This is a genomic window from Microbispora sp. NBRC 16548, from assembly GCF_030268985.1.
In the GTDB taxonomy this organism is placed as follows: Bacteria; Actinomycetota; Actinomycetes; order Streptosporangiales; family Streptosporangiaceae; genus Microbispora; species Microbispora catharanthi.
In genome coordinates this window covers 131,400-151,335 of sequence record NZ_BSSF01000016.1, presented here as the reverse complement: position 1 = coordinate 151,335, position 19,936 = coordinate 131,400, and the positions used below count along the sequence as shown (strand labels likewise).

Here is a 19,936-nt window from a genome sequence, read left to right as displayed (position 1 = left end):
AGAGAAGTTGACCAGCATCGTCGTTCCCGACGCGAGCACGGCCGTCCTCGGCCCCGCCGCGCCCAAGCCGACCTCCGTCGAGGGTGACCAGCGCGAGGCGACCCTCGCGGTGTGGACCTCCGAGGACGGCAGGACCAGCGCCGGCGTGTGGGAGTGCACGCCCGGCAGATTCACCGCCGTGCGGGACGGTTACCACGAGATCTGCCAGATCCTTTCCGGGCGGGTGACCGTGGTCTCGGCCGACGGCATGGAGCAGGAGGCCGGCCCCGGCAGCACCCTGGTCATGCCGGCCGGCTGGCGGGGGGAGTGGCACGTCCACGAGACCGTGCGGAAGACGTACGTGACCACCCGTCTGTGACTCTTCCGCCCGCCTTCCCTGGCCGTGTTCGGCTGAATAAAGCGCAACTTCAGGAGATTTCCACCAGTGTCTGACCTGCCGGTATTGAAGAATTTCGTCGATGGTCGTTACACCGACACGGCCGACGGCGTCACCTCCGAGCTGATCGATCCCTGTGACGGCGAGCCCTACGCCCTCGCACCCGTGTCCTCGAAGGAGGAGGTGGACGTCGCGATGCGCGCGGCGGCCTCCGCGTTCGAGACCTGGCGCGACACGACTCCGGGGGAGCGCGCCCGCGCGCTGCTGCGGCTGGCCGACGCCATCGAGGAGAACGCCGACCGGCTCGTGGACGTGGAGTGCCGCAACACCGGCAAGCCGCGTGGAGCGACCGCGTCGGGCGAGGTGCCACCGATGGCCGACCAGGTCCGCTTCTTCGCCGGCGCCGCCCGGCATCTGTCCGGACTGTCCGCCGGAGAGTACGCACAGGGGCACACGTCGATGGTCCGGCGGGAGCCGATCGGGGTGTGTGCCCAGGTCACGCCGTGGAACTACCCGATGATGATGGCGGTGTGGAAGTTCGCTCCGGCGATCGCGGCGGGAAACACCGTCGTGCTCAAGCCGTCGGACACCACTCCTGCCTCGACTCTCCTGCTGGCCGAGATCGCTGCTGAGTTCCTGCCGCCGGGCGTCTTCAACGTCGTGTGCGGTGACCGCCACACCGGCCGCGCCCTGGTGGAGCACGAGATCCCGCAGTTCGTCTCCATCACCGGTTCGGTCCGGGCCGGCATGCAGGTGGCCGGCAGCGCCGCGGCCGACCTCAAGCGCGTCCATCTGGAACTCGGCGGCAAGGCGCCCGTCGTCGTCTTCGACGACGCCGACATCGAGGCCGCCGCCCGGAAGATCGCCGGAGCCGCCTACTACAACGCGGGGCAGGACTGCACGGCCGCCACCAGGGTCCTGGTCGCGGAAGGCGTGCACGACGCGCTCACGGGCGCCCTGGTGGAGCAGGCGCGCGCCCACCGCACCGGTCCCGGTGTCGCCGATCCCGACTTCGGGCCGTTGAACAACGCCGCTCAGCTCGCTCACGTCTCCGGGTTCGTCGAACGGCTCCCGGCACACGCCGAGGTCGTGGCGGGTGGCGGCCGGATCGGCGACCGTGGCTTCTACTACGCCCCGACGGTGGTGTCAGGTCTGCGGGAGGAGGACGAGATCGTCCGCAAGGAGATCTTCGGTCCCGTGATCACCGTGCAGCCGTTCGCCGACGAGGCCGACGCCCTGAGAATCGCCAACTCCACGGAGTACGGACTGGCGTCCTCCGTCTGGACGAAGGACCACGGCCGGGCGATGCGCATGGCACGCAAGCTCGACTTCGGGTGCGTGTGGGTGAACACGCACATCCCCCTGGTCGCCGAGATGCCGCACGGCGGGTTCAAGCGCTCCGGATACGGCAAGGACCTGTCGATGTACGGATTCGAGGACTACACCCGGATCAAGCACGTCATGAGCAACATCGACCTGTGAGCCTCTCGAATTCGCGATTAAAAATGGAAAGCGATTCGGCATTGCGTGCGCCGGCTATTCCGTGTCCCGCCGACGCTTCACACGGATTCGTCACCGGTTGCTTTTCGCGGTCGGCCCGGAAATGACGGAGACTTCCACGACCGGTGGCAAGTGACGTCCAGGCCCGACGTGAGCGCGTGGAGAACCTTTTTGTCGTCTGTTCACTGTCGAAATAAGTCTCACTACCGTGTCCTCCCGGCAGGGCGCCCGCGTCCTGCGTGAGAAAGGAGGACGCTACTGATGACTGGTTCCGATAACGGGTTGTACGTGGGCCGGCGGTCCGTGCTGGCCGGTGTGGCGGGCTTGCTGGGAGCGGCGGCGCTGCCCGCGGCCGCCGCGCACGCGGACCCGAAGGAGTTGCCGAACGGGGGCGCGCCGAAGGGGCGGTACCCGTCGAACTGGCCCGAGCTCGCGCCCTACGGCCTCGCGGACACGCGGCCCGACCTGTGGCCGCGCGACGACAACTCCTTCATCCTCCCTCTGGAGCTGCGCCCCCGCGACGAGGAGCTCGGCCGGGTCTGGATGCGGGACACCTACGTCAACTGCTTCGACGTCGACGGTCGTCCGATCTACGTCGCAACCGGCACCACCCGGGTGCCCGGGCTCGCGGCGGCCGGCCCGTGGAACGACGGCATCTTCGTGTGGACGGCCACGTCCCTGCACGGGCCGTGGAAGCTGGCCGACACCACCGGCATCCGGCCGGACGCCGAGAAGGGCAAGGTGTGGTCGCCCGAGTTCGTCGGCGAGAACCGGCCCGGGCGCACGGTCGTCGCTCCGTGGCAGGAGTACTGGTACGACGACCAGTTCGGCAAGCGCGGCAACGCCTGGGCGCCCGAGGTGCACTACTTCCGCGGCAAGTGGTACATCGTCGCGTGCATGGGCGACCATTCCCAGAAGGTCGGCTCGTTCATGCTCGTGAGCGAGGGCGGGGTGGAGGGCCCATACCGGCTCATCCAGGGCAACTACGACAAGCCCTTCGGCGACTCCTTCATCGGTGGGCCCGCTTTCATCAAGCCCGGCGCCTACCACCACATCGACGGCGGCCTCTACAGCGAGGGCGACGAGGCGTGGCTCGTGCTGCACAACAACCTGTACGCGAAGTTCCGGGATGACATGGAGGACATCATCCCGACGACGAACCTGCCAAGCTTCCAGCAGACGCCTTACGCACCCGAGCCGTATCTCGAAGGCGCGTACGTGTTCAAGTACGGCGGCAAGTACTACCTCATCCACGCCGCGTGGGACCGCTCGTCGGCCAACTCCGACGGCAGCACGCGATACGCCTACGACACCGCCGCCCCCGGCCGCGTGCAGTACCAGTACGACGCGATCATCGCCGTCGCGGACAAGTTCGAGGGGCCGTATTCCAAGCGGTGGACCCTGGGCGTCGGCGCCGGCCACAACAACATCTTCGTGGATCGCAGCGGCCAGCTGTGGGCGACGTTCTTCCGCAACCCCAACGTCGGCTACTGGGCCGACCCGTCGCGTATCGGCGACGCCGCCGTGCCCGGCGTCGTACGGCTGGAGTGGACCGGCCCCGAGGGCAACCACCTGTACGTCGCGCGCCGGAACCCGGGGCACAGCGAGGATTGACCACCCCGGCGCGGACTGGCGCCACTGGGAGTCTCGCCGTACGCCGGCGGCCTGAGCGGGCTCGACCAGCTCGGCAGGCGCCGGCGGCGCGTCACCCGGGGCCCGCGCCGCCGCTCGGGACGCCCTTCGCGATCACATCTTCACCGATCCCGACGGTGAGGCCCTCCTCGGCGGCCAGCACTTCACCGCCGAACGCCGGCCGAGCGGCCGCCACGGAGGCGTCCCGATCGTTGCCCGGCCAGAAGTGGGTGAGCATCAGACGGCGGGCGCCCGCCCGCCGGGCCCAATGACCGGCCTCGGCGGAAGTCATGAGATTGCGGGTGGAGCGGCCGGTCTCGCCGCCGCGGTCGGTGGCCTCGACGATGAACAGGTCGGCGTCGCGGCCGAGTTCGGCCAGCACCGGGGTCGGGCCGGTGTCGCCGGAGTAGGCCAGGGCGATTCCGCCGGCCTCCAGGCGGACGCCCGCGTTGGGCACGTGATGCGGAAGCGACAGCCCCGTCAGTTCGAAGGGCCCCACCCGGTGGCGGCCAGGCAGCGGATGCACCTCGAAGACCGTACGCAGGTCGACGTCGGGTTCCAGTCCGCCGATGCGGTCGAGCACGCCTGGCGGGCAGTACAACGGCAGCCGCGGTGCACCGGGGTGGCCGTAGAACCGCATTCGGAACAGCGCGTGCAGGTCAATGCAGTGATCCGGGTGCTCGTGCGTGATGACGACGGCGTCCACCGCGCCGTCTGGCCGGCGCGCGAGCAGCCGGGGCAGCGTGGCGTATCCGAGGTCGAGCACCATGCGGAAGCCGTCCCAGTCCACCAGGAAGCCACTGCAGGCACGGCCCGGTTCGGGAAATGCGCCACAACTGCCGAGCACGGTGACCTGTCGCATCCGTACAGAGTGTCAGATCGCGTCTGCGGCCGTGCGTGACGATCGGTGCCGCCGCCGCTCGATCACTCGACGGTTCCGGCCGGGATCCGCGCCGTCGTGGCCGGCCGGTAGCGTACGTTCACGACCGACGTGGGGTCGCCTTCGCCGAGCCGGTGGAGGCGGATCGGCTCGCCGCCGGGGTTGTCGTACAGCCGGATGCCCTCGCCGAGCAGGACCGGCGCGATGTGAAGGTCGATCTCGTCGATCAGCCCGAGTTCGAGAAGCCGCCGCCCGATGGTGGGCGAGAACACTTCGAGGTTCCTGCCGCCGGCCGCCTCCAGGCCGATCCGCACCGCCTCGGCCGGGTCGCAGTTCAGGAACGTGACGCCGTCGGCGGGCGCCGCGTCCTCGGGGTGGTGGGTGAGCACGAAGACCGGACCGTCCCAGAGGCCGCCGTACGGGCGGTGGCCACCGGCGGCGTCCCAGCCGTCCCGGCCGCCCAGCACGGCGCCCGTGCTCCGGACGTACTCGTCGACCAGGCCCGGACGGGCCGAGATCCCGCTCATCCAGTCCATCCCGTGGTCCGGCCCCGCCACGAAACCGTCCAGCGACATGGTGAAGTGCCAGAGGACCTTCCCGGTCGCGGTCTGCCGCTCGGTGTCGCGCATTCGTCGCCTCATCCCAAGTGGTTGCGTTTTGCCATCAGTAAGCCGACGCTAGATCATCCGGTTGTGGTTCGCAATCGGTTTGGCGATCAGGCCCCGCCGCGCAGGGAGATCCCTGAAGCACGCCTAGGGCGACCGCCGGAAGGTGGCTCGGTAGTTTGCGGGGGAGGTGCCGACGTGGCGGTGAAAGGCCGCCCGGAAGGCCGCGGGGCTGCCCAGACCGCTGAGGTGGGCGACCTGTTCGACGGGGGCCGTGGTGGTCTCCAGCAGTTCGCGAGCCCAGTCGATGCGTGCGGCGGTCAGCCAGGCCATCGGTGAGGTGTCCGTCTCCTGCTGGAAGCGCCGGATGAACGTCCGGCGGGACATGTGCGCGCGGTGGGCGAGCTCGTCCACGGTCTGACGGCGAGCGAGGTTGTCGAGCATCCAGCCGCGGATCGGCGCGAGGCCGTCACCACGGGCATCTGGCCGGAAGCGCTCGATGAACTGCGCCTGGCCGCCGGAGCGCTGGGGCGGGGCGACGAGTGCCCGCGCGCGGGCATTGGCGGCCGCGGCACCGTGATCCCTTCGGATGATGTGCAGGCACAAGTCGACGCCTGCGGTCACTCCCGCCGAGGTGAGGATGTCGCCGTCGTCGACGTAGAGCCGGTTCGGCCGGACGTCGACCCGGGGGTACAGGCGCTGGAGCAGAGCGGTCTGCTGCCAGTGGGTCGTCGCGGGGCGCCCGTCCAGCAGCCCTGTGGCCGCCAGCGCGAACGCTCCCGTGCAGATCGACACCAGCCGCGCTCCACGGAGGTACGCGGAGCGGATTGCCCGCAGTGCCGCGGGGGGAAGCGGGGCCTCCGGGTCCTGGTAGCCGGGGACGACGACGGTGCCGGCGTCCCGCAGCGCCTCCAGCCCGGCCGACGTGGCCACGGTGAACCCGCCGCTGCGGACCGGCCCCCTGGCCGAGGCCATCCTCTCCACCGCATGTACCTCCGAGACCCCGTCGGTGGCCAACCACAGCGTGCGCAGCTTCTTGTTCGCCCAGCTCCTCGCCGCCCACGAGGGCTGCCTGGAGGACCCCGCCTACGACCGCGACCTGCTGTTCGCCGCGACCGTCCTGCACGATCTGGGCACCGGCGACCTCGCCAAGGGCGAAGCCCGCTTCGAGGTGGAAGGCGCGGACCTGGCGGCGGACCTGCTGCGGGAGCACCGCGTCGCCGAGGCGGACATCGACCGCGTGTGGGAGGCGATCGCCCTGCACGCCTCTCCCGGCATCGCTGAGCGCCGCGGCCTGCTCGCCTACCTCACCCGCGAGGGCGTAGGCATCGACTTCGGGCGCAACGCGGAGATCGTCTCCGGGTGGGAGAAGCGGATCCACGCCGCCTATCCCCGCCTCGCCATGGCCCGTTCGCTCGTCGACGCGATAGTGGAGCGAGCCGCCCGGTCGGCCGCCGCGGCTCCCCGCTACTCGATCGGCGGCGAACTGCTACGCGAACGCCGGGCCGACGGCGTGACCAGCCTGGAACTCGCCGCCGCCTCCTCCCACTGGGGAGAGAAACCGCCCTGTCGGGCTGGGGCGCAAGCAGCATCTCTGCCTGCCCCAGCCCTCCCGGACCCGGACCGTGGATACTCGATGGCGGCTGTAGTCGCCGCGCCCGGCCTCGCGGACTCGCGACCGAGCTCTTCTGAACGGTGGGACCGGGCTCTTCTGAACGATGGGAAAGCGGCAGGCTTCCGGCCCGCTGCCCCCAGGTGTCCGTATCACCTACGGCTATTTCTAGGCCATATATGGCTGGACAGCGTTTCAGCCGTGTTAGGCCGGGAGTCATTCCCGCTGTCAAACATTCCCAGTGGACGTTCGCCTCGACGCCACCACTGGGAGCATCATGGATCCCGCCCTCAGCCGCCGCGCCTTCCTGCTCGCCTCCGGGATGACCGCCTCGGGCGTCGCGCTGGAGATCGCACTTTCCTCCACCCCGGCCGCCTCCTCGGCCGTGACGCCCTCGACCACGACGCCCATGACGACGGTTCACTCCGTCGCCGGACCGCACGGCACCGGCGGATACCGCAGGCTGTCCGACGGCCCTGGCTGGCGACGGGTGACACGCACCGAACTGGCCGAGGCCAAGAAGGGCAGGGCCGAACGCCGCACGGCGCTGGCCTGCTTCGTCCAGTTCACCGACCTGCACATCACCGACGTGCAGAACCCGCAGCGCTATGAGTTCCTGCGCGCCGGCGACATGGGCTCCTGGCGCCCGCAGGAGGCGTTGACCGCCGTCGGCGCCGTCTCATTGATCGAACAGGTCAACACCCTGCGGTACGGCCCGGCCACCCGGGCGCCGATCGGCTTCGTCATGACCACCGGTGACAACACCGACAACAACTCCCGGATCGAGCTGGAGTGGTTCCTCACCGCCATGACCGGCGGCCGCTTCACCCCCAACACCGGCGACCCCGGCGCGTACGAGGGCGTGCAGAACTCCGGCCTGGGCCTCTACTGGCAGCCCGATTCCGGCATGCGCGACGTCGACAAGCGGGTAGGGTTCCCCCGCCTGGACGGCTTCCTGGAGGCGGCCATCCGCGAGGTGAGCAGCCCCGGCCTGGCCGTGCCGTGGTATTCCACCATCGGCAATCACGACCAGCTCTTCGGCGGCGCCTATTCCGCGGCCGGCGGTTTCTTCACCGACCTGGCCACCGGCTCGCGCAAGCTGTTCGCCCTGCCCGCCTCCGAGGCCGGCGCCGTCTACCGGGCACTGCGCCGGGGCGACCCCACGGGCGCCGGCTTCCGTGCCGCGTGGAAGCGCTACAAGGGCAAGGCCCGCACGGTCACCGCCGACGAGCGCCGCGCCCCTTTGAGCCCGCACGCCTACATCGCCGCTCACCTCGACCCGGCGTACACCGGCTCGGGACCCGTCGGCCACGGCTACACCCGGGACAATCTCGACAGCGGCCGGCTGGACTACTCCTTCCGGATCGCCGACGGGGTCATCGGCATCAGCCTGGACACCACCGACCGCGGCGGCGACTACCGCGGATCGGTCGGCACCCGGCAGCTGGCCTGGCTGGAGAGGACCCTGAGAACCCACGCCGACGACACCGCGCTGATCTTCAGTCATCACCCGAGCTGGGCCATGACCAACCTCGCCCCCAATCCCGCCCGCCCGCACGAGAAGCGCCACGGCGGGCAGGAGTTGCTGGCAGTGCTGAGGAAGCACGGCAACGTGGCCGCGTGGATCAACGGTCACTCCCACCTCAACAAAATCGTCCCTCAGGGCGGCTTCTGGGAGATCTCCACCGCCTCCCACGTCGACTACCCGCAGCTGGCGAGGGTCGTCGAGCTGGCCGACAATCACGATGGGACGCTGTCCCTGTTCACCACGCTGGTGGAGTCGGCCGCGCCGCACCGCACCGACTTCACCGATCTGTCCCAAAGCGGCCTGGCCGCGCTCTACCGCGAGCTCTCGTTCAACTCCCCGGGCATGCGGAGCGGGCTGGCGGGCCTGCCCGGTGACCGCAACACCGAGCTTCTGTTGAAGAGGCGCTGACGGCGCGCCTGCGGGCACCTGCTGCCACGGAGGTGGCAGAACGGTCGCCCTCGGCCGTCCCGAAATCGCCGTATCTCGTTGCGCCGTCGGTTGCGACGCTGCTGACCACCGCCGTCACAGCGTGACGGTCGAAACGACGGCGTCGGGGTCGCCGGCGTAGGACGCCGCTTCGATCAGGGCCGTCGGGGAGGCGGGGACGAACCCGGTGGGCGTCCACCTCTGCAGGGGCCGGGTCGAGGCGGGCACGGTGACCCGGGCCGACGCTCCGGCCGGGAGGTCGACGGTGGCGAAGCCGAGCAGGACCCGGGTGGGGAAGTCGTCCGCGGCCGCGTCGATGCCTGTGGGCCGTCCGTAGAGCTGCACGACGTGGCGGCCCGCACGCGAGCCGGTGTTGGTCACGGTCACGACGCCCGTGAAGGAGTCGCCGTCGGGAACGCTGACGGTGAGGTCGGCGAGGGCGAAGCCGGTGTAGGACAGCCCGAACCCGAGCGGGAAGGCCGGCGCGTGGCCGTCCCGGTCCAGCAGCCGCTGGCCGAACCACTTGTCGTAGGTGATGGCGGTGGCGTCGCGGTCGAAGTGCGGCAGGTGCTCCTCGGCGGCCGGGATCGAGTACGGCAGCCGTCCGGCGGCGTCGACGTCGCCGAGCAGCACGTCGGCCAGGGCGCGGCCCCCCTCAGAGCCGGAGTACCAGGAGACCAGCACGGCGGGTACGGTGTCCCGCCACTCCTCGGTGATGACGGCCCCGGCGGTGACGATCACCACGACGGTGCGGGGGTTGGCGGCCGCCACGGCCCGGATGATGTCGGCGTCGACGGGCCGCAGCCGCAGACTCGCGCGGTCGCCGCCGGCGCTTCCCCCGCTGATGGAGTCCACCGCGCCGGGCTCGGCCAGGAAGGCCGCGAACGACTGCCCGGCGGGGTCGTCGCCGGGGGGTGGGAACAGCGCCAGCAGGCCGGGATCGGTCAGCACGTCCCCGCCGACCCACTCGCCCTCGTCCGCGGCGGTGTAGCCGGCGACGACGACGGCGACGTCGGCCTGCCCGGCCGCGGCGGCGGCAGCGGCCGGATCGTCGTCGGCGACATGGATGATCCGGGTCCGCGGGAGCGCCTCGGTCAGACCCCGCAGCGCGGTGATCACCTCCGGCGCGCGCACGTCGGAGGAGCCGTTGTCCCCGGTGTTGGCCACGTCCGCCAGGCGCCCGATGACCGCCAGGGAGGTGACGGCGTCCCGATGCAGGGGGAGCAGGGGCGCGTCACCGACCGGCTCGTTCTTGAGCAGCACCATGCCGCGGGCGGCGACCTCGCGCGCCAGCGCCCGGTGCTCGGGGCTGAACACCACGTCGAGCGGGGGCTCGGGCTCGGTGAGGGCGGCGTAGTGGCGCAGCTGGGTGCGCAGGACGCGGCGGGCCGCCCGGTCGACGTCGTCCCAGCTCGCCCGGCCCGCCTCCAGGTCGGCGGGCAGGTGCTCGGCGCGCTGCTGGCGGAAGGGCTCCTCCACGTCCAGCCCGGCGCGCAGCGAGGCGGCGGCGTCGCGCAGGCCCCAGATGAAGTCGGAGACGGTAACGCCTTCGAAGCCCCACATCCCGCGGAGCACGCCTTCCATCAGGTGCTCGTTCTGCCCGGCCCACTCGCCGTTGACGGAGTTGTAGGCGGTCATGACGCCCGACACGCCCTCTTCCACGATCCGGCGGAAGTGCGCCAGGTAGACCTCGTGCAGGGCCGCGCCGTCGGCGGTGACGTCGACTTTGAAGCGGGCGTTCTCCATGCTGTTGAGCGCGAAGTGCTTGACGACGGCCATGGCGTTGCGCTGCACCCCCCGGGTCAGCGCCGCGCCGAACTCGCCGAGCAGGATCGGGTCCTCGCCGTACGTCTCCTGGGCACGCCCCCAGGCGGGGTGGCGGGGCAGGTTGACGCACACGCCGCCGAAGAAGTTGGCGCCCTGGGCGCGCAGCTCGAGCCCGATAGCCGTGCCGACGCGCTCCTCGAGTGCCACGTCCCAGGTGGCGCCGCGGGCCATGGAGACCGGAAACGCGGTCGACCGCCCCATCACCACGCCGCGCGGGCCGTCGGAGAACAACAAGCCGGGGATGCCCAGCCGTTCGATGCGGCCCATCGGGATGGGGGTGAGGTTGTAGCCCTCGGTCATCATCTCGGCCATGCCCCGCCAGAACGGCAGGTCTCCGTCCAGCAGCCACAGGCGTTCTTCCCGGGTCAGCTCCGACAGCAATTCGTCGACCGCCTCGTCCAGGGGCCGTCCGGCACGCACCGCGGTGACGGCGGCGGAGAAGGGAGTGGGAGAAGAGGGCGTCGACATGCGCACACAACTCTCTGAACAGGCGCGACAGCGCTATCTACCAAACGGTAGATAACCTAGGCTGGTATCGTGATCGAAATCAACCCCCGCCTCCGAGGAGCCAGGACGGCATGACCCCCTCGCCGGGACGGCGCCGGCTGCCGCTCGCCGAACGCCGAGAGGAGATCCTCAAGGCGGCCACCGAGCTGATCGCCGCCTCCGGATTCAAGGGCGTCACTCTCGAGGCGTTCGCGGCGGCGTGCGGCATGACCAAGGCGGGGTTGCTGCATCACTTCCGCTCCCGGGAGGAACTGCTCATCGCGGTCCTCGAACGCCGGGACACGCTCGACCTCACCAGCGTGGTCGACGCGCTGGAACCGGCGCCCGACGCGGCCGCTGCCCGTGCCGTCATGTCGGGATTCGTCCGCCGCAACCTCGCGCAGCGCTCACTCGTGCAGCTCTACACGGTGCTGTCGGCCGAGGCGCTGGACCCCGCGCACCCCGCTCACGCCTACTTCCAGACACGGCTCCGCGAGGGCCGCGCCATGCTGCAGCGCTACCTGCTGGCCTGGCATCCCCGGCCCGGTCAGGCCGCCGTGGACCTGCTCGCCTTCCTCGACGGCCTGCAGCTCAACTGGCTGCGTGACGCCGGCATCGATTTTCTCGCCCAGTGGGAGGCCTTCGCCGACCGGTTCTTCGCCGCCTGACCTTCCCGGGGTGGCGGTTGTCGGCCGTATCGGCATGAAGCCGCAGGTAGAAGGCGTTTCACGACCTTCCGAAGTGGCGTAATCGCGCCGTTATCCAGGTATTCCTACCTAAAAGGTAGTCTTTGGCCTCATGGAGTTGGCGGACGCGAGACGGCGCCGGGCGGACAGGGCCCGCCAGGTCGCCGACCTGCTGCGGCGGGAGGTCGTGCACGGCGGGTTCGGCGGTGGTCACCTGCCGCTGGAGTCCGCCCTCGCCCGGGAGTTCGGGACCTCCCGCAACACGATCAGGGAGGCCCTGGACCTGCTGCGTGACGAGGGCCTCATCGAGCGGTGCCCGGGAGTGGGCACCACGGTGGCCGCGGAGAAGTATCCGCACGGCCTGCACCGGCTGCTCGGCCTCGCCGAGACCCTCCGGGAGCACGGCGAGGTCACCAACGAGGTCCGCGCGATGGGGCTGATCCCGCCTCCGGCCGCCGTCCGGGGACGGCTCGGCCTGCCGCCCGGCGAGTCCGTCGTCTACGTGGAGCGGCTGCGCAGGCTCAACGGGCTGCCGCTCTCGCTCGACCTGACCTACCTCGTCCGCGAGGTGGGGGAGCCGCTCTTCGAGGCCGATCTCGTCCACAACGACGTGTTCGTGCTGCTGGAACGGGTCGCCGGCCAGCCGCTCGGCGTGGCGGAGCTGACGATCGAGGCCGTGAACGCCGACGCCCACACCGCGGCCGTCCTCGACGCGCCGCGCGGCGCGGCGCTGCTGATGGTCGAGCGCCTCACTCACCTGTCCGACGGCCGCCCGGTCGACCTGGAGTTCGTCAGGTTCCGCGGCGACCGCCTCACCATGCGTGGCCATCTCTGGAGGAACACCGATGACCCTGGTCAATAGCCGTGTCGACGTGCCCGTCACGATCGACGAGTCGCTGTGCATCGAGGGCTGCACGCTGTGCGTGGACGTGTGCCCGCTCGACTCGCTGGCGATCCACGAGGTCAGCGGCAAGGCCTATATGCACGTGGACGAGTGCTGGTACTGCGGCCCCTGCGCCGACCGGTGCCCCGCCGACGCGGTCACGGTCAACATCCCCTACCTGCTCCGATAGAAGGACACCCCCATGCGTAAGCTCATCGCCGCCGTGGCGCTGCTGGCCGCGGCCGGGTGCTCCGTGTCCGCCGGCGCCGACGACGGCAGACAGACGGTCGTCGTCGGATACCAGTCGAAGACCATCAACACGGTGACGGCCGGGACGCTGCTGCGCGGCCTCGGCTACCTCGAAAAGCGCCTCGGCGACAGATACCGGGTCGAGTGGCAGGACTACGACACCGGCGCCCCGATCACCGCCAAGATGGTGGCCGGGAAGATCGACATCGGGTCGATGGGCGACTACCCGCTCCTCATCAACGCCTCCCGCACCCAGGGCGTGCCCTCCGCGCGGACCGAGCTCGTCTCGGTGACCGGCTACAACCTGCGTGGCGGGCTGAACGCGGTCGTCGTGCCCCCGTCGTCGGACGTGGAGACGCTGGCCGACCTGAAAGGGAAGAAGGTCTCGGCCAGCTCGGGCTCGGCCGGGCACGGCACGCTCGTCCAGGCCCTGGAGCGGGCCGGGCTCGACCCCGCGACGGACGTGGAGGTCGTGAACCAGCAGCCGCCGGTGGGCGCGTCCGCGCTGCAGTCGGGGAACGTGCAGGGATACGCCCAGTTCGTGGCCTGGCCGGGACTGCTCGTCTTCAAGAACCAGGCGAGGCTCGTATACGACGGCTCGGCGCTCGGCGTGCCGACGTTCCACGGCGTCGTCGTACGGCAGGCGTACGCGAAGGAGCACCCCGACGTGCTCCAGGCGTTCCTCCAGGCGCAGATCGACGCGACGAACTACCTCCACGAGCATCCCCTGGAGGCGGCCGAGGCGGTCGCCGAGGCCACCGGCCTGCCGCCCGAGGTGGTCTACCTCTACAACGGCCGCGACGGCATCGCCTCGTTCGACGTGACCGTGAAGCCGCAACTGCTGGCCGCCCTGCGGCACGACGAGAAGTACCTCAAGATCATCGGCACCGACTTCACCGACGTCGACGTGACGAAGTTCGCGAACGACTCCTCCATCAGGAAGGCGTACGGCGCCTCCTACGACGCCGGCACCGCGAGCACCGTCAACGCGGCGAGGATCACCGGGACCGACGAGGCCTGCGGGACCGCCGTGAGCGACCCCTCGAAGGCGGGCGAGCTCTGGCTCGCCGGGGAGGACCGGCTCCGCCCCGCGGCCACCCCCACCTGCCTGCTGCGCCAGATCGCCGCCGCCACCTCGGCCGGCGGGACCGTACGGGCCGCCTACGTGCCCGACGCGGCCACCGGCACGCACTGGTTCGCGGACAAGTCGGTCTGGGTGCGCGACCCCTCGGCGGACGAGAACGAGCGGTTCGCGCCCTTCACCACCCGGGACGGCGCGCAGGCGTACGTGAAGGAGCACCCCCGGGCGCGGCTCGTCGGATACGACGAGGCGCTGAAGGCCGCGGCGGGAGGTGCGTCGCGATGAGCACTCCGGCGCTGGACGCGACGCTCGGCCCCGCTGCCCCCGCCGCCGCAGGCGCGGACGCCGCCACGGCGACGGGCCGGACGAGAACGGCGGCCGGCCTGCGCAGGTGGGCGGTCAGATCGGCCTCCCTGGCAGCCGTCGTCGCCGTGTGGCAGTGGCTGACGACCGCGGACGCCCGGGTCGGACTGCGGTTCGACCGGCTGCCCTCGCCCGCCGAGGTCGCGGCGGAGTTCGGCCGGCAGCTCGGCACCCGGATCTACTACCTCGACCTGGCCCAGAGCCTGATCCGCATCCTCACCGGATTCGCGCTGGCGGCCGTGGCCGGCATCGCCCTGGGGGTCCTGGTCGCGCGGTCCCGATGGGCCGGCGACGTGCTGCTGCCGCCCGTCGAGGTCGTCCGGCCGATCCCGGCCATCGCCCTCGTCCCGATCGCGATCCTGGTGTTCCCCACCGACGAGCAGGGCATCGTGTTCATCACGTTCGCCGCGGCCTTCTTCCCGATCATGGTGAGCACGCGGCACGCCGTACGGGCGCTGCCGACGCTGTGGGAGGACGCGGTCCGCACGATGGGCGGCGGGCGCGCGCACGTGCTGTGGAACGTCGTCCTCCCGGGCACGCTGCCAGGCGTCTTCGGCGGGCTGTCCGTCGGCATGGGCGTCGCCTGGATCTGCGTGATCTCCGCCGAGATGATCTCCGGGGAGTTCGGCGTCGGCTACCGCACCTGGCACGCCTACACGGTCGTCGACTATCCGGCGGTGCTCGTCGGCATGGCGTCGATCGGCGTGCTGGGCTGGGTCGCCTCGGCCTCGATCGAACTGCTCGGCCGGCGCCTGACCCGGTGGCTGCCCCGTGTCGACGAGGGTGTGGAAGGCGGCGCCCGATGACCGCGCCCGCGGTGGACGCCGCACGGGCGGACGCCGGGCTCGCCATCCGGCTGGAGGGCGTGTCCCTCGGTTACGGGCGGCACGCCGTGCTGGAGGACCTGCGCCTCGACGTCGCCCCCGGCGAGGTCCTGGTGATCGTCGGTCCGTCCGGGTCGGGCAAGTCCACCGTCCTGCGGGCGATCGCGGGACTGCTGGCGCCGCGCGCCGGCCGGGTCCTGGCCGAGGGCGTGCCGGTCACCGGGCCCTCGACCGACCGCGCGATGGTCTTCCAGGACGACGCGCTGCTGCCCTGGCGCACGGTCCTGCGCAACGTTGAGCTGCCACTGCGCATCCGCGGCGTGCCGAGGCGGGAGCGCAGGACGGCCGCCGAGAGCTGGATCGCCCGCGTCGGCCTCGCCGGTTGCGAGGACCGGCTGCCCCGGGAGCTGTCCGGCGGCATGCGGCAGCGGGTGCAGCTCGCCAGGTCCCTGGCGGGCGCGCCGCGCGCCGTGCTCATGGACGAGCCCTTCGGCGCGCTGGACGCGCAGACCCGGGCCGGGATGCAGCGCCTGCTGCTGGACGTGCTCCGCGACACCCTCGCCACGGTCGTCTTCGTCACCCACGACGTGGACGAGGCGCTGCTGCTCGCCGACCGGGTCGTCGTGCTCGGCCGCGGCGGCATCGGACGCGTCCTGCGCGTGCCGGACCCGCGCACCCCCGACATCGACCGCGCCGGGCTGCGCGCCCGCATCATCGAGGAGCTCTGAATGGACATCCCTGCCCGGGCGGACCGCACGCATCTGGAATGCCAGGTCCTGGTGGTCGGCGGCGGCACCGCCGGGACCATGGCCGCGATCACCGCCGCCGAGCGCGGCGCCGACGTGATCCTGCTGGAAAAGGCGCACGTACGGCACAGCGGCGCGCTGGCGATGGGCATGGACGGCGTGAACAACGCGGTCATCCCCGGCAAGGCCACCCCCGAGGACTACGTCGCCGAGATCACCAGGGCCAACGACGGGGTGGTCAACCAGCGCACCGTCTACCAGACGGCCACGCGCGGCTACGACATGGTCCGTCGGCTGGAGCGCTACGGCGTGAAGTTCGAGAAGAACGAGCACGGTGAGTACGCGGTGCGCCGGGTTCACCGCTCGGGCAGCTACGTCCTGCCCATGCCGGAGGGCAAGGACGTCAAGAAGGTGCTCTATCGCGTGCTGCGCCGCCGCGACATCCGCGAGAAGGTGCGCATCGAGAACCGGGTGATGCCGGTTCGCGTGCTGACCAGCGAGGGCCGGGCCGTCGGCGTCGCCGGGTTCGACACCCGCTCGGGCGGGTTCGTCACGGTCGCCGCCGGTGCCGTGATCCTCGCCACCGGCGCGTGCGGGCGGCTCGGCCTGCCCGCCAGTGGCTACCTCTACGGCACGTACGAGAACCCGACCAACGCCGGTGACGGGTACGCGATGGCCTACCACGCGGGCGCGGAGCTCAGCGGCATCGAGTGCTTCCAGATCAACCCGCTGATCAAGGACTACAACGGCCCGGCCTGCGCGTACGTCGCCAACCCGTTCGGCGGCTACCAGGTCAACGCCGAGGGGGAGCGGTTCGTCGACTGCGACTACTGGTCGGGCCAGATGATGGCCGAGGTGGCCGGGGAGATCGCCTCGGCCCGCGGTCCGATCTACCTCAAGGTCAGCCACCTGCCGGACGAGACGCTCACCGCGCTGGAGAACGTCCTGCACACCACCGAACGCCCCACGCGGGGCACCTTCCACGCGGGACGCGGGCACGACTACCGCACCCACGACGTCGAGATGCACATCTCGGAGATCGGCCTGTGCGGCGGCCACTCGGCCTCGGGCGTCTGGGTGGACGAGAACGGCTCCACCACGGTCCCCGGCCTGTACGCCGCGGGCGACCTGGCCTGCGTGCCGCACAACTACATGATCGGGGCGTTCGTGTTCGGCGACCTCGCGGGCGCCCACGCCGCCGAGCACCATCGCACGCCGGACGGCCTGCCGGAGGACCAGATCGCCGACGCGCACGAGCTGATCTACCGCCCACTGCGCAACCCCGACGGCCCCCCGCAGCAGCAGGTCGAATACAAGCTGCGGCGGTTCGTCAACGACTACGTCGCCCCGCCGAAGACCGCCAGGAAGCTGGACATCGCGCTGGAGACGTTCGAGCGGATGCGCGGCGAGATCGCGACCATGGGCGCGAGGACCCCGCACGAGCTGATGCGCTGCGCCGAGGTGACGTTCATCAGGGACTGCGCCGAGATGGCCGCCAGGTCCTCGCTGCTCCGCACCGAGAGCAGGTGGGGCCTCTACCACGACCGCGCCGACCTGCCTCGTCGGGACGACGACGAGTGGCTCTACCACCTCAACCTGCGCAAGAACGCCGCCGGGGCGATGGAGTTCGTCAAGCGCCCGGTCGAGCCCTACCTCGTGCCCGTCGAGGGCTTCGCCCCCCGCCCGGCCGAGCCCGTCCTGCTTGGCGCGTACGGCACGGCGGGCCCCGCGCGGCGCAGGGCGGGCGGGCGGCTCGCGGTGGAGGCGATCGGGCGCTCGCCCCGCATCCTCGAACTCCTGCGGCTCGCCGACGCCGAGCCGGCGCTGGACCAGATCACCCCCTACCTGGCGGAGGCCGACCCCAAGGTCCGCAGGGCGGCCGTCGCGACGCTGACGGAGACCGCGCCCCGGGGCGTGGAGACGGCGCTGACCCGGGCCCTCGCCGACCCCCACGGCACGGTGCGGCGCGCGGCCGCCACCGGCCTGCGCGAGCTCGTCGAGGTGCTGCCCGCGACCGCCGAGTTCGGCGCCTCGCTCCGCGCCGTCGCCGGCTACACGGAAGCGGGCCAGGGCGGAGCGGGGGATCCGCTCGTCCGCGCGGCCGTCCTGGACGTCCTCCGGGCGCTGCACCTCGGTGACGCCGCGTTGTTCGAGGCGGCGCTCGCCGACGCCGACACCCGGGTGCGGATCGAGGCGGTCAGGGGCCTGGTCGCGCTCGACGACGCGGAGCGGGTGGCGCTCGCCGCCGGCGACCGGGACCGCGAGGTACGCGTCTGGGCGGCCAGAGGGCTCGGCGTCATCGGCCTGCCGGGCGGCGCCCCCGCCGTCGAGCGGCTCGCCGCCGACCCCGACCCGCTCGTCCGGGCGGCGGCCCTGGAGGCGTTCTCCGGGCTCGGCCAGGCCCTCCACCGGGAGCCGGGCTTCGCGGAGACGGCCGTACGGGCCCTGGCGGATCAGGCCTGGCAGGTGAGGGTGGGGGCGGCACGGGGACTGGCCGCCGCCGACCCGGCCCTCGCGGTGGAACCGCTGGTGGCGGCGCTGGCCGACCCGCACCTCGACGTGCGCAAGGCCGCGGTCCTCTCGCTGTCCGGGTGGGCGGCGCGGCCGGAGGTCGCCGCGGCCCTGCACGCCGCTCTCGGCGACTCCGACGCCGACGTCCGGGCCTACGCCCGCAGGGCGCTGGACGCCGTACGAGCCGAGTCGGCCGAAGGTCCGAGTGCGGTCCCGGCGGAGGCCCGGGCATGAGCGCGCCCGGCCGTCTTCCGCCCGGCACCTCGTCGTTCGCCGCGGGCGAGCCGGGCACGCCCACGGCTCCCTTCCCCGGGGACACCCACTGGTACGACCTGCCGGACGACGACGCGGCGCCGGAAGAGGACGAGGGCGGCGTGTTCAGATGGTTCGGCCGGCGGCTCAGGCGACGGTGAAACCGCTGAACAGGACCGTGGCGAGCCCCAGGGCCAGCAGCACGTTGGCCACGGTGGCGGCGGCGAAGACGGCGACAGGACGCCAGCCCGCCTCCCGGAGCGAGGCCACCCGGAACTCCAGGCCGATGCTGACGAAGGCCAGGATGAGGAACCAGGTGCGCAGGTCGTTGGCGACGCCCACGACCGCCTTGCCCTCGGCCGCGCCGACCGTGGTGAGGTACCACGTGGTCACCACAGAGGCGGCCACGAAGCCGAGCACGAACTTCGGGAACCGCCGCCACAGCTCGCCCGCGCCCGGCCGCTTGGCGCCGGGACGGCGCTCGATCCGGAAGGCGAACCAGGCGGTCAGCGCGACCACCACGACGCCGATCAGGGCGTTCTGCGTGACCTTGACGATGGTGGCGACGGCCAGCGCGTTCTCGCCCGCGAGGGTGCCGGCCGCGGTCACGGCCGCCGTGGTGTCGATGTTGCCGCCGATCCAGGCGCCCGCGACCTCCGGGCTCAGCCCGAGGGCCGACGCCAGTGCCGGGAGGACGAAGATGGACGGCAGGGCGAAGGCGATCACCAGGCTCGCGCTGTAGGCGAGCTGCTCGCGCCTGGCCTGTACGGCTCCCGCAGCGGCGATGGCGGCGCTCACGCCGCAGATGGACACGGCGGCCGACAGCAGCGCCCGCAGCCTGTCGTCAAGCCCGAGGCGGCCGCCGAGCCACCAGGTGAACAGGAACACCGCGCTGATCAGCACGATGCCCTGGACGACCGCGGGACCGGCCGCCGTGACGATCACCTTCAGGTTGATCGACGCCCCGAGGAGCACGAGGCCGGTCTTGATGAAGAACTCGGTGCGGAAGCCGGCGGCCAAGCGGTCGCGCAGCCCGGTCGCGGTGAGCACCGCGTTGCCCAGCAGGCCGAGGACGATCGCGTAGACGGGGTACTCGATCGCCTTGGCCAGGTTGGAGCCCGCGAACCACTCGGGCACGCCCTTCTCCAGGGCTCTGGTGCCTGCGGCGAGGACGAGGACGGTGAGGACGCCCAGGGCGGGCCACTGCCACGCAGTGGCCCTCGTCGCTGTGGGCACGGCCGCTTCGCTGCTCATCACGGCACCAGCCCCGTCGGGATCACGCCGGTGATGACCAGCACGAGGAGGACGAGGCCGACGACGGTGGCGGCCCAGTCCTCGTTGATCGCGGCACGGGTGTGCTCGCCGACGGTCGGGGGGTGTTCGTTGCTCACGCCGGACGCCTTTCTCGGGAGTGCGAGTGTTCGGCTCGACTGTGAGACGGTAATACCTATCAAGTCAATAGGAATTGC

The 19,936-nt window shown here is 71.6% G+C and carries 18 protein-coding genes and 1 pseudogene; 13 read left to right on the top strand and 6 right to left on the bottom strand.

Features of this window, described 5'->3' with window-relative positions:
• The first annotated feature begins 7 nt into the window (after positions 1 to 7).
• The 3 genes from QSK36_RS35065 (at position 8) to QSK36_RS35055 (ending at position 3,490) form a co-directional block, all read left to right on the top strand.
• Positions 8 to 358, top strand: coding sequence for a cupin domain-containing protein (locus tag QSK36_RS35065; RefSeq protein WP_183533164.1), 351 nt, complete (start codon positions 8 to 10; stop codon positions 356 to 358).
• An 84-nt stretch (positions 359 to 442) separates the two neighbouring features.
• A complete protein-coding gene (locus QSK36_RS35060; protein ID WP_285785368.1) occupies positions 443 to 1,858 on the top strand; it encodes a gamma-aminobutyraldehyde dehydrogenase in 1,416 nt (471 codons plus the stop codon).
• A gap of 279 nt (positions 1,859 to 2,137) precedes the next feature.
• Positions 2,138 to 3,490 carry a family 43 glycosylhydrolase gene (locus tag QSK36_RS35055; RefSeq protein ID WP_285785367.1) on the top strand — a complete coding sequence of 451 codons (1,353 nt, stop codon included), beginning with the start codon at positions 2,138 to 2,140 and terminating at the stop codon, positions 3,488 to 3,490.
• A 91-nt stretch (positions 3,491 to 3,581) separates the two neighbouring features.
• Here the strand turns inward: QSK36_RS35055 and QSK36_RS35050 are convergent, their stop codons facing one another.
• The 3 genes from QSK36_RS35050 to QSK36_RS35040 form a co-directional block, all read right to left on the bottom strand.
• Positions 3,582 to 4,370, bottom strand: a complete 789-nt coding sequence (locus QSK36_RS35050; protein WP_285785366.1) for an MBL fold metallo-hydrolase — start codon at positions 4,368 to 4,370, stop codon at positions 3,582 to 3,584.
• A 62-nt stretch (positions 4,371 to 4,432) separates the two neighbouring features.
• Positions 4,433 to 5,017: a dihydrofolate reductase family protein gene (locus QSK36_RS35045; RefSeq protein ID WP_285785365.1), complete on the bottom strand. Its 585-nt coding sequence runs from the start codon at positions 5,015 to 5,017 to the stop codon at positions 4,433 to 4,435.
• Positions 5,018 to 5,140: 123 nt separating this feature from the next.
• The gene (locus tag QSK36_RS35040) at positions 5,141 to 5,968 is read right to left on the bottom strand and encodes a GlxA family transcriptional regulator (protein WP_285785394.1); all 828 of its coding nucleotides are present in this window, start codon (positions 5,966 to 5,968) and stop codon (positions 5,141 to 5,143) included.
• Here QSK36_RS35040 and QSK36_RS43610 point away from each other — a divergent pair.
• Together QSK36_RS43610 and QSK36_RS35035 are read left to right on the top strand one after the other, a co-directional pair.
• Positions 5,883 to 6,266 (top strand): annotated as a pseudogene (locus tag QSK36_RS43610) (HD domain-containing protein); the annotation flags it as partial. The gene QSK36_RS35040 and the pseudogene QSK36_RS43610 overlap by 86 nt on opposite strands.
• 616 nt (positions 6,267 to 6,882) lie before the next feature.
• The gene (locus QSK36_RS35035; protein WP_285785364.1) at positions 6,883 to 8,541 is read left to right on the top strand and encodes a TIGR03767 family metallophosphoesterase; all 1,659 of its coding nucleotides are present in this window, start codon (positions 6,883 to 6,885) and stop codon (positions 8,539 to 8,541) included.
• A 114-nt stretch (positions 8,542 to 8,655) separates the two neighbouring features.
• On the opposite strand, the gene QSK36_RS35030 is transcribed toward QSK36_RS35035, so the two are convergent.
• Positions 8,656 to 10,854, bottom strand: a complete 2,199-nt coding sequence (locus tag QSK36_RS35030) for a glycoside hydrolase family 3 protein (protein ID WP_285785363.1) — start codon at positions 10,852 to 10,854, stop codon at positions 8,656 to 8,658.
• Between the two features lie 110 nt (positions 10,855 to 10,964).
• On the opposite strand from QSK36_RS35030, the gene QSK36_RS35025 reads away from it, so the two are divergent.
• From QSK36_RS35025 to QSK36_RS34990, 8 genes are all read left to right on the top strand, one after another.
• Entirely contained in the window at positions 10,965 to 11,540 is a 576-nt protein-coding gene (locus QSK36_RS35025) for a TetR/AcrR family transcriptional regulator (protein WP_285785362.1), read from the top strand.
• A gap of 130 nt (positions 11,541 to 11,670) precedes the next feature.
• A complete protein-coding gene (locus QSK36_RS35020; protein WP_183533144.1) occupies positions 11,671 to 12,420 on the top strand; it encodes a GntR family transcriptional regulator in 750 nt (249 codons plus the stop codon).
• A complete protein-coding gene (locus QSK36_RS35015; protein ID WP_079312946.1) occupies positions 12,404 to 12,631 on the top strand; it encodes a ferredoxin family protein in 228 nt (75 codons plus the stop codon). Before QSK36_RS35020 ends, QSK36_RS35015 begins: the two co-directional genes overlap by 17 nt.
• Positions 12,632 to 12,643: 12 nt before the next feature.
• A complete protein-coding gene (locus QSK36_RS35010) occupies positions 12,644 to 14,056 on the top strand; it encodes an ABC transporter substrate-binding protein (RefSeq protein WP_285785361.1) in 1,413 nt (470 codons plus the stop codon).
• Positions 14,053 to 14,940: an ABC transporter permease gene (locus QSK36_RS35005; RefSeq protein WP_285785360.1), complete on the top strand. Its 888-nt coding sequence runs from the start codon at positions 14,053 to 14,055 to the stop codon at positions 14,938 to 14,940. Before QSK36_RS35010 ends, QSK36_RS35005 begins: the two co-directional genes overlap by 4 nt.
• Positions 14,937 to 15,686, top strand: coding sequence for an ABC transporter ATP-binding protein (locus tag QSK36_RS35000; RefSeq protein WP_183533138.1), 750 nt, complete (start codon positions 14,937 to 14,939; stop codon positions 15,684 to 15,686). The genes QSK36_RS35005 and QSK36_RS35000 overlap by 4 nt, the downstream gene beginning before the upstream one ends.
• Positions 15,687 to 18,449 (top strand): fumarate reductase/succinate dehydrogenase flavoprotein subunit, encoded by a 2,763-nt coding sequence (locus QSK36_RS34995; protein WP_285785359.1) that lies wholly within the window; start codon positions 15,687 to 15,689, stop codon positions 18,447 to 18,449.
• The gene (locus QSK36_RS34990; protein ID WP_285785358.1) at positions 18,446 to 18,628 is read left to right on the top strand and encodes a hypothetical protein; all 183 of its coding nucleotides are present in this window, start codon (positions 18,446 to 18,448) and stop codon (positions 18,626 to 18,628) included. The genes QSK36_RS34995 and QSK36_RS34990 overlap by 4 nt, the downstream gene beginning before the upstream one ends.
• Here QSK36_RS34990 and QSK36_RS34985 read toward each other — a convergent pair.
• Positions 18,615 to 19,721 carry a YeiH family protein gene (locus QSK36_RS34985; protein ID WP_285785357.1) on the bottom strand — a complete coding sequence of 369 codons (1,107 nt, stop codon included), beginning with the start codon at positions 19,719 to 19,721 and terminating at the stop codon, positions 18,615 to 18,617. The genes QSK36_RS34990 and QSK36_RS34985 overlap by 14 nt on opposite strands.
• Complete coding sequence (locus tag QSK36_RS34980) at positions 19,721 to 19,858, bottom strand: hypothetical protein (RefSeq protein ID WP_183533132.1); 138 nt, start codon at positions 19,856 to 19,858, stop codon at positions 19,721 to 19,723. The genes QSK36_RS34985 and QSK36_RS34980 overlap by 1 nt, the downstream gene beginning before the upstream one ends.
• Positions 19,859 to 19,936 lie beyond the last annotated feature (78 nt).

Excerpts from the sequence above, each read along its gene's own strand:
- QSK36_RS35040 (WP_285785394.1), bottom strand. The coding sequence starts at position 5,968 with ATGGCCTCGGCCAGGGGGCCGGTCCGCAGCGGCGGGTTCACCGTGGCC.
- QSK36_RS35015 (WP_079312946.1), top strand. The coding sequence starts at position 12,404 with ATGACCCTGGTCAATAGCCGTGTCGACGTGCCCGTCACGATCGACGAG.
- QSK36_RS35020 (WP_183533144.1), top strand. The coding sequence starts at position 11,671 with ATGGAGTTGGCGGACGCGAGACGGCGCCGGGCGGACAGGGCCCGCCAG.
- QSK36_RS34990 (WP_285785358.1), top strand. The coding sequence starts at position 18,446 with ATGAGCGCGCCCGGCCGTCTTCCGCCCGGCACCTCGTCGTTCGCCGCG.
- QSK36_RS35035 (WP_285785364.1), top strand. The coding sequence starts at position 6,883 with ATGGATCCCGCCCTCAGCCGCCGCGCCTTCCTGCTCGCCTCCGGGATG.
- QSK36_RS34995 (WP_285785359.1), top strand. The coding sequence starts at position 15,687 with ATGGACATCCCTGCCCGGGCGGACCGCACGCATCTGGAATGCCAGGTC.
- QSK36_RS35030 (WP_285785363.1), bottom strand. The coding sequence starts at position 10,854 with ATGTCGACGCCCTCTTCTCCCACTCCCTTCTCCGCCGCCGTCACCGCG.
- QSK36_RS35010 (WP_285785361.1), top strand. The coding sequence starts at position 12,644 with ATGCGTAAGCTCATCGCCGCCGTGGCGCTGCTGGCCGCGGCCGGGTGC.
- QSK36_RS35000 (WP_183533138.1), top strand. The coding sequence starts at position 14,937 with ATGACCGCGCCCGCGGTGGACGCCGCACGGGCGGACGCCGGGCTCGCC.
- QSK36_RS35005 (WP_285785360.1), top strand. The coding sequence starts at position 14,053 with ATGAGCACTCCGGCGCTGGACGCGACGCTCGGCCCCGCTGCCCCCGCC.
- QSK36_RS35050 (WP_285785366.1), bottom strand. The coding sequence starts at position 4,370 with ATGCGACAGGTCACCGTGCTCGGCAGTTGTGGCGCATTTCCCGAACCG.
- QSK36_RS35025 (WP_285785362.1), top strand. The coding sequence starts at position 10,965 with ATGACCCCCTCGCCGGGACGGCGCCGGCTGCCGCTCGCCGAACGCCGA.
- QSK36_RS35045 (WP_285785365.1), bottom strand. The coding sequence starts at position 5,017 with ATGCGCGACACCGAGCGGCAGACCGCGACCGGGAAGGTCCTCTGGCAC.
- QSK36_RS34985 (WP_285785357.1), bottom strand. The coding sequence starts at position 19,721 with ATGAGCAGCGAAGCGGCCGTGCCCACAGCGACGAGGGCCACTGCGTGG.
- QSK36_RS35055 (WP_285785367.1), top strand. The coding sequence starts at position 2,138 with ATGACTGGTTCCGATAACGGGTTGTACGTGGGCCGGCGGTCCGTGCTG.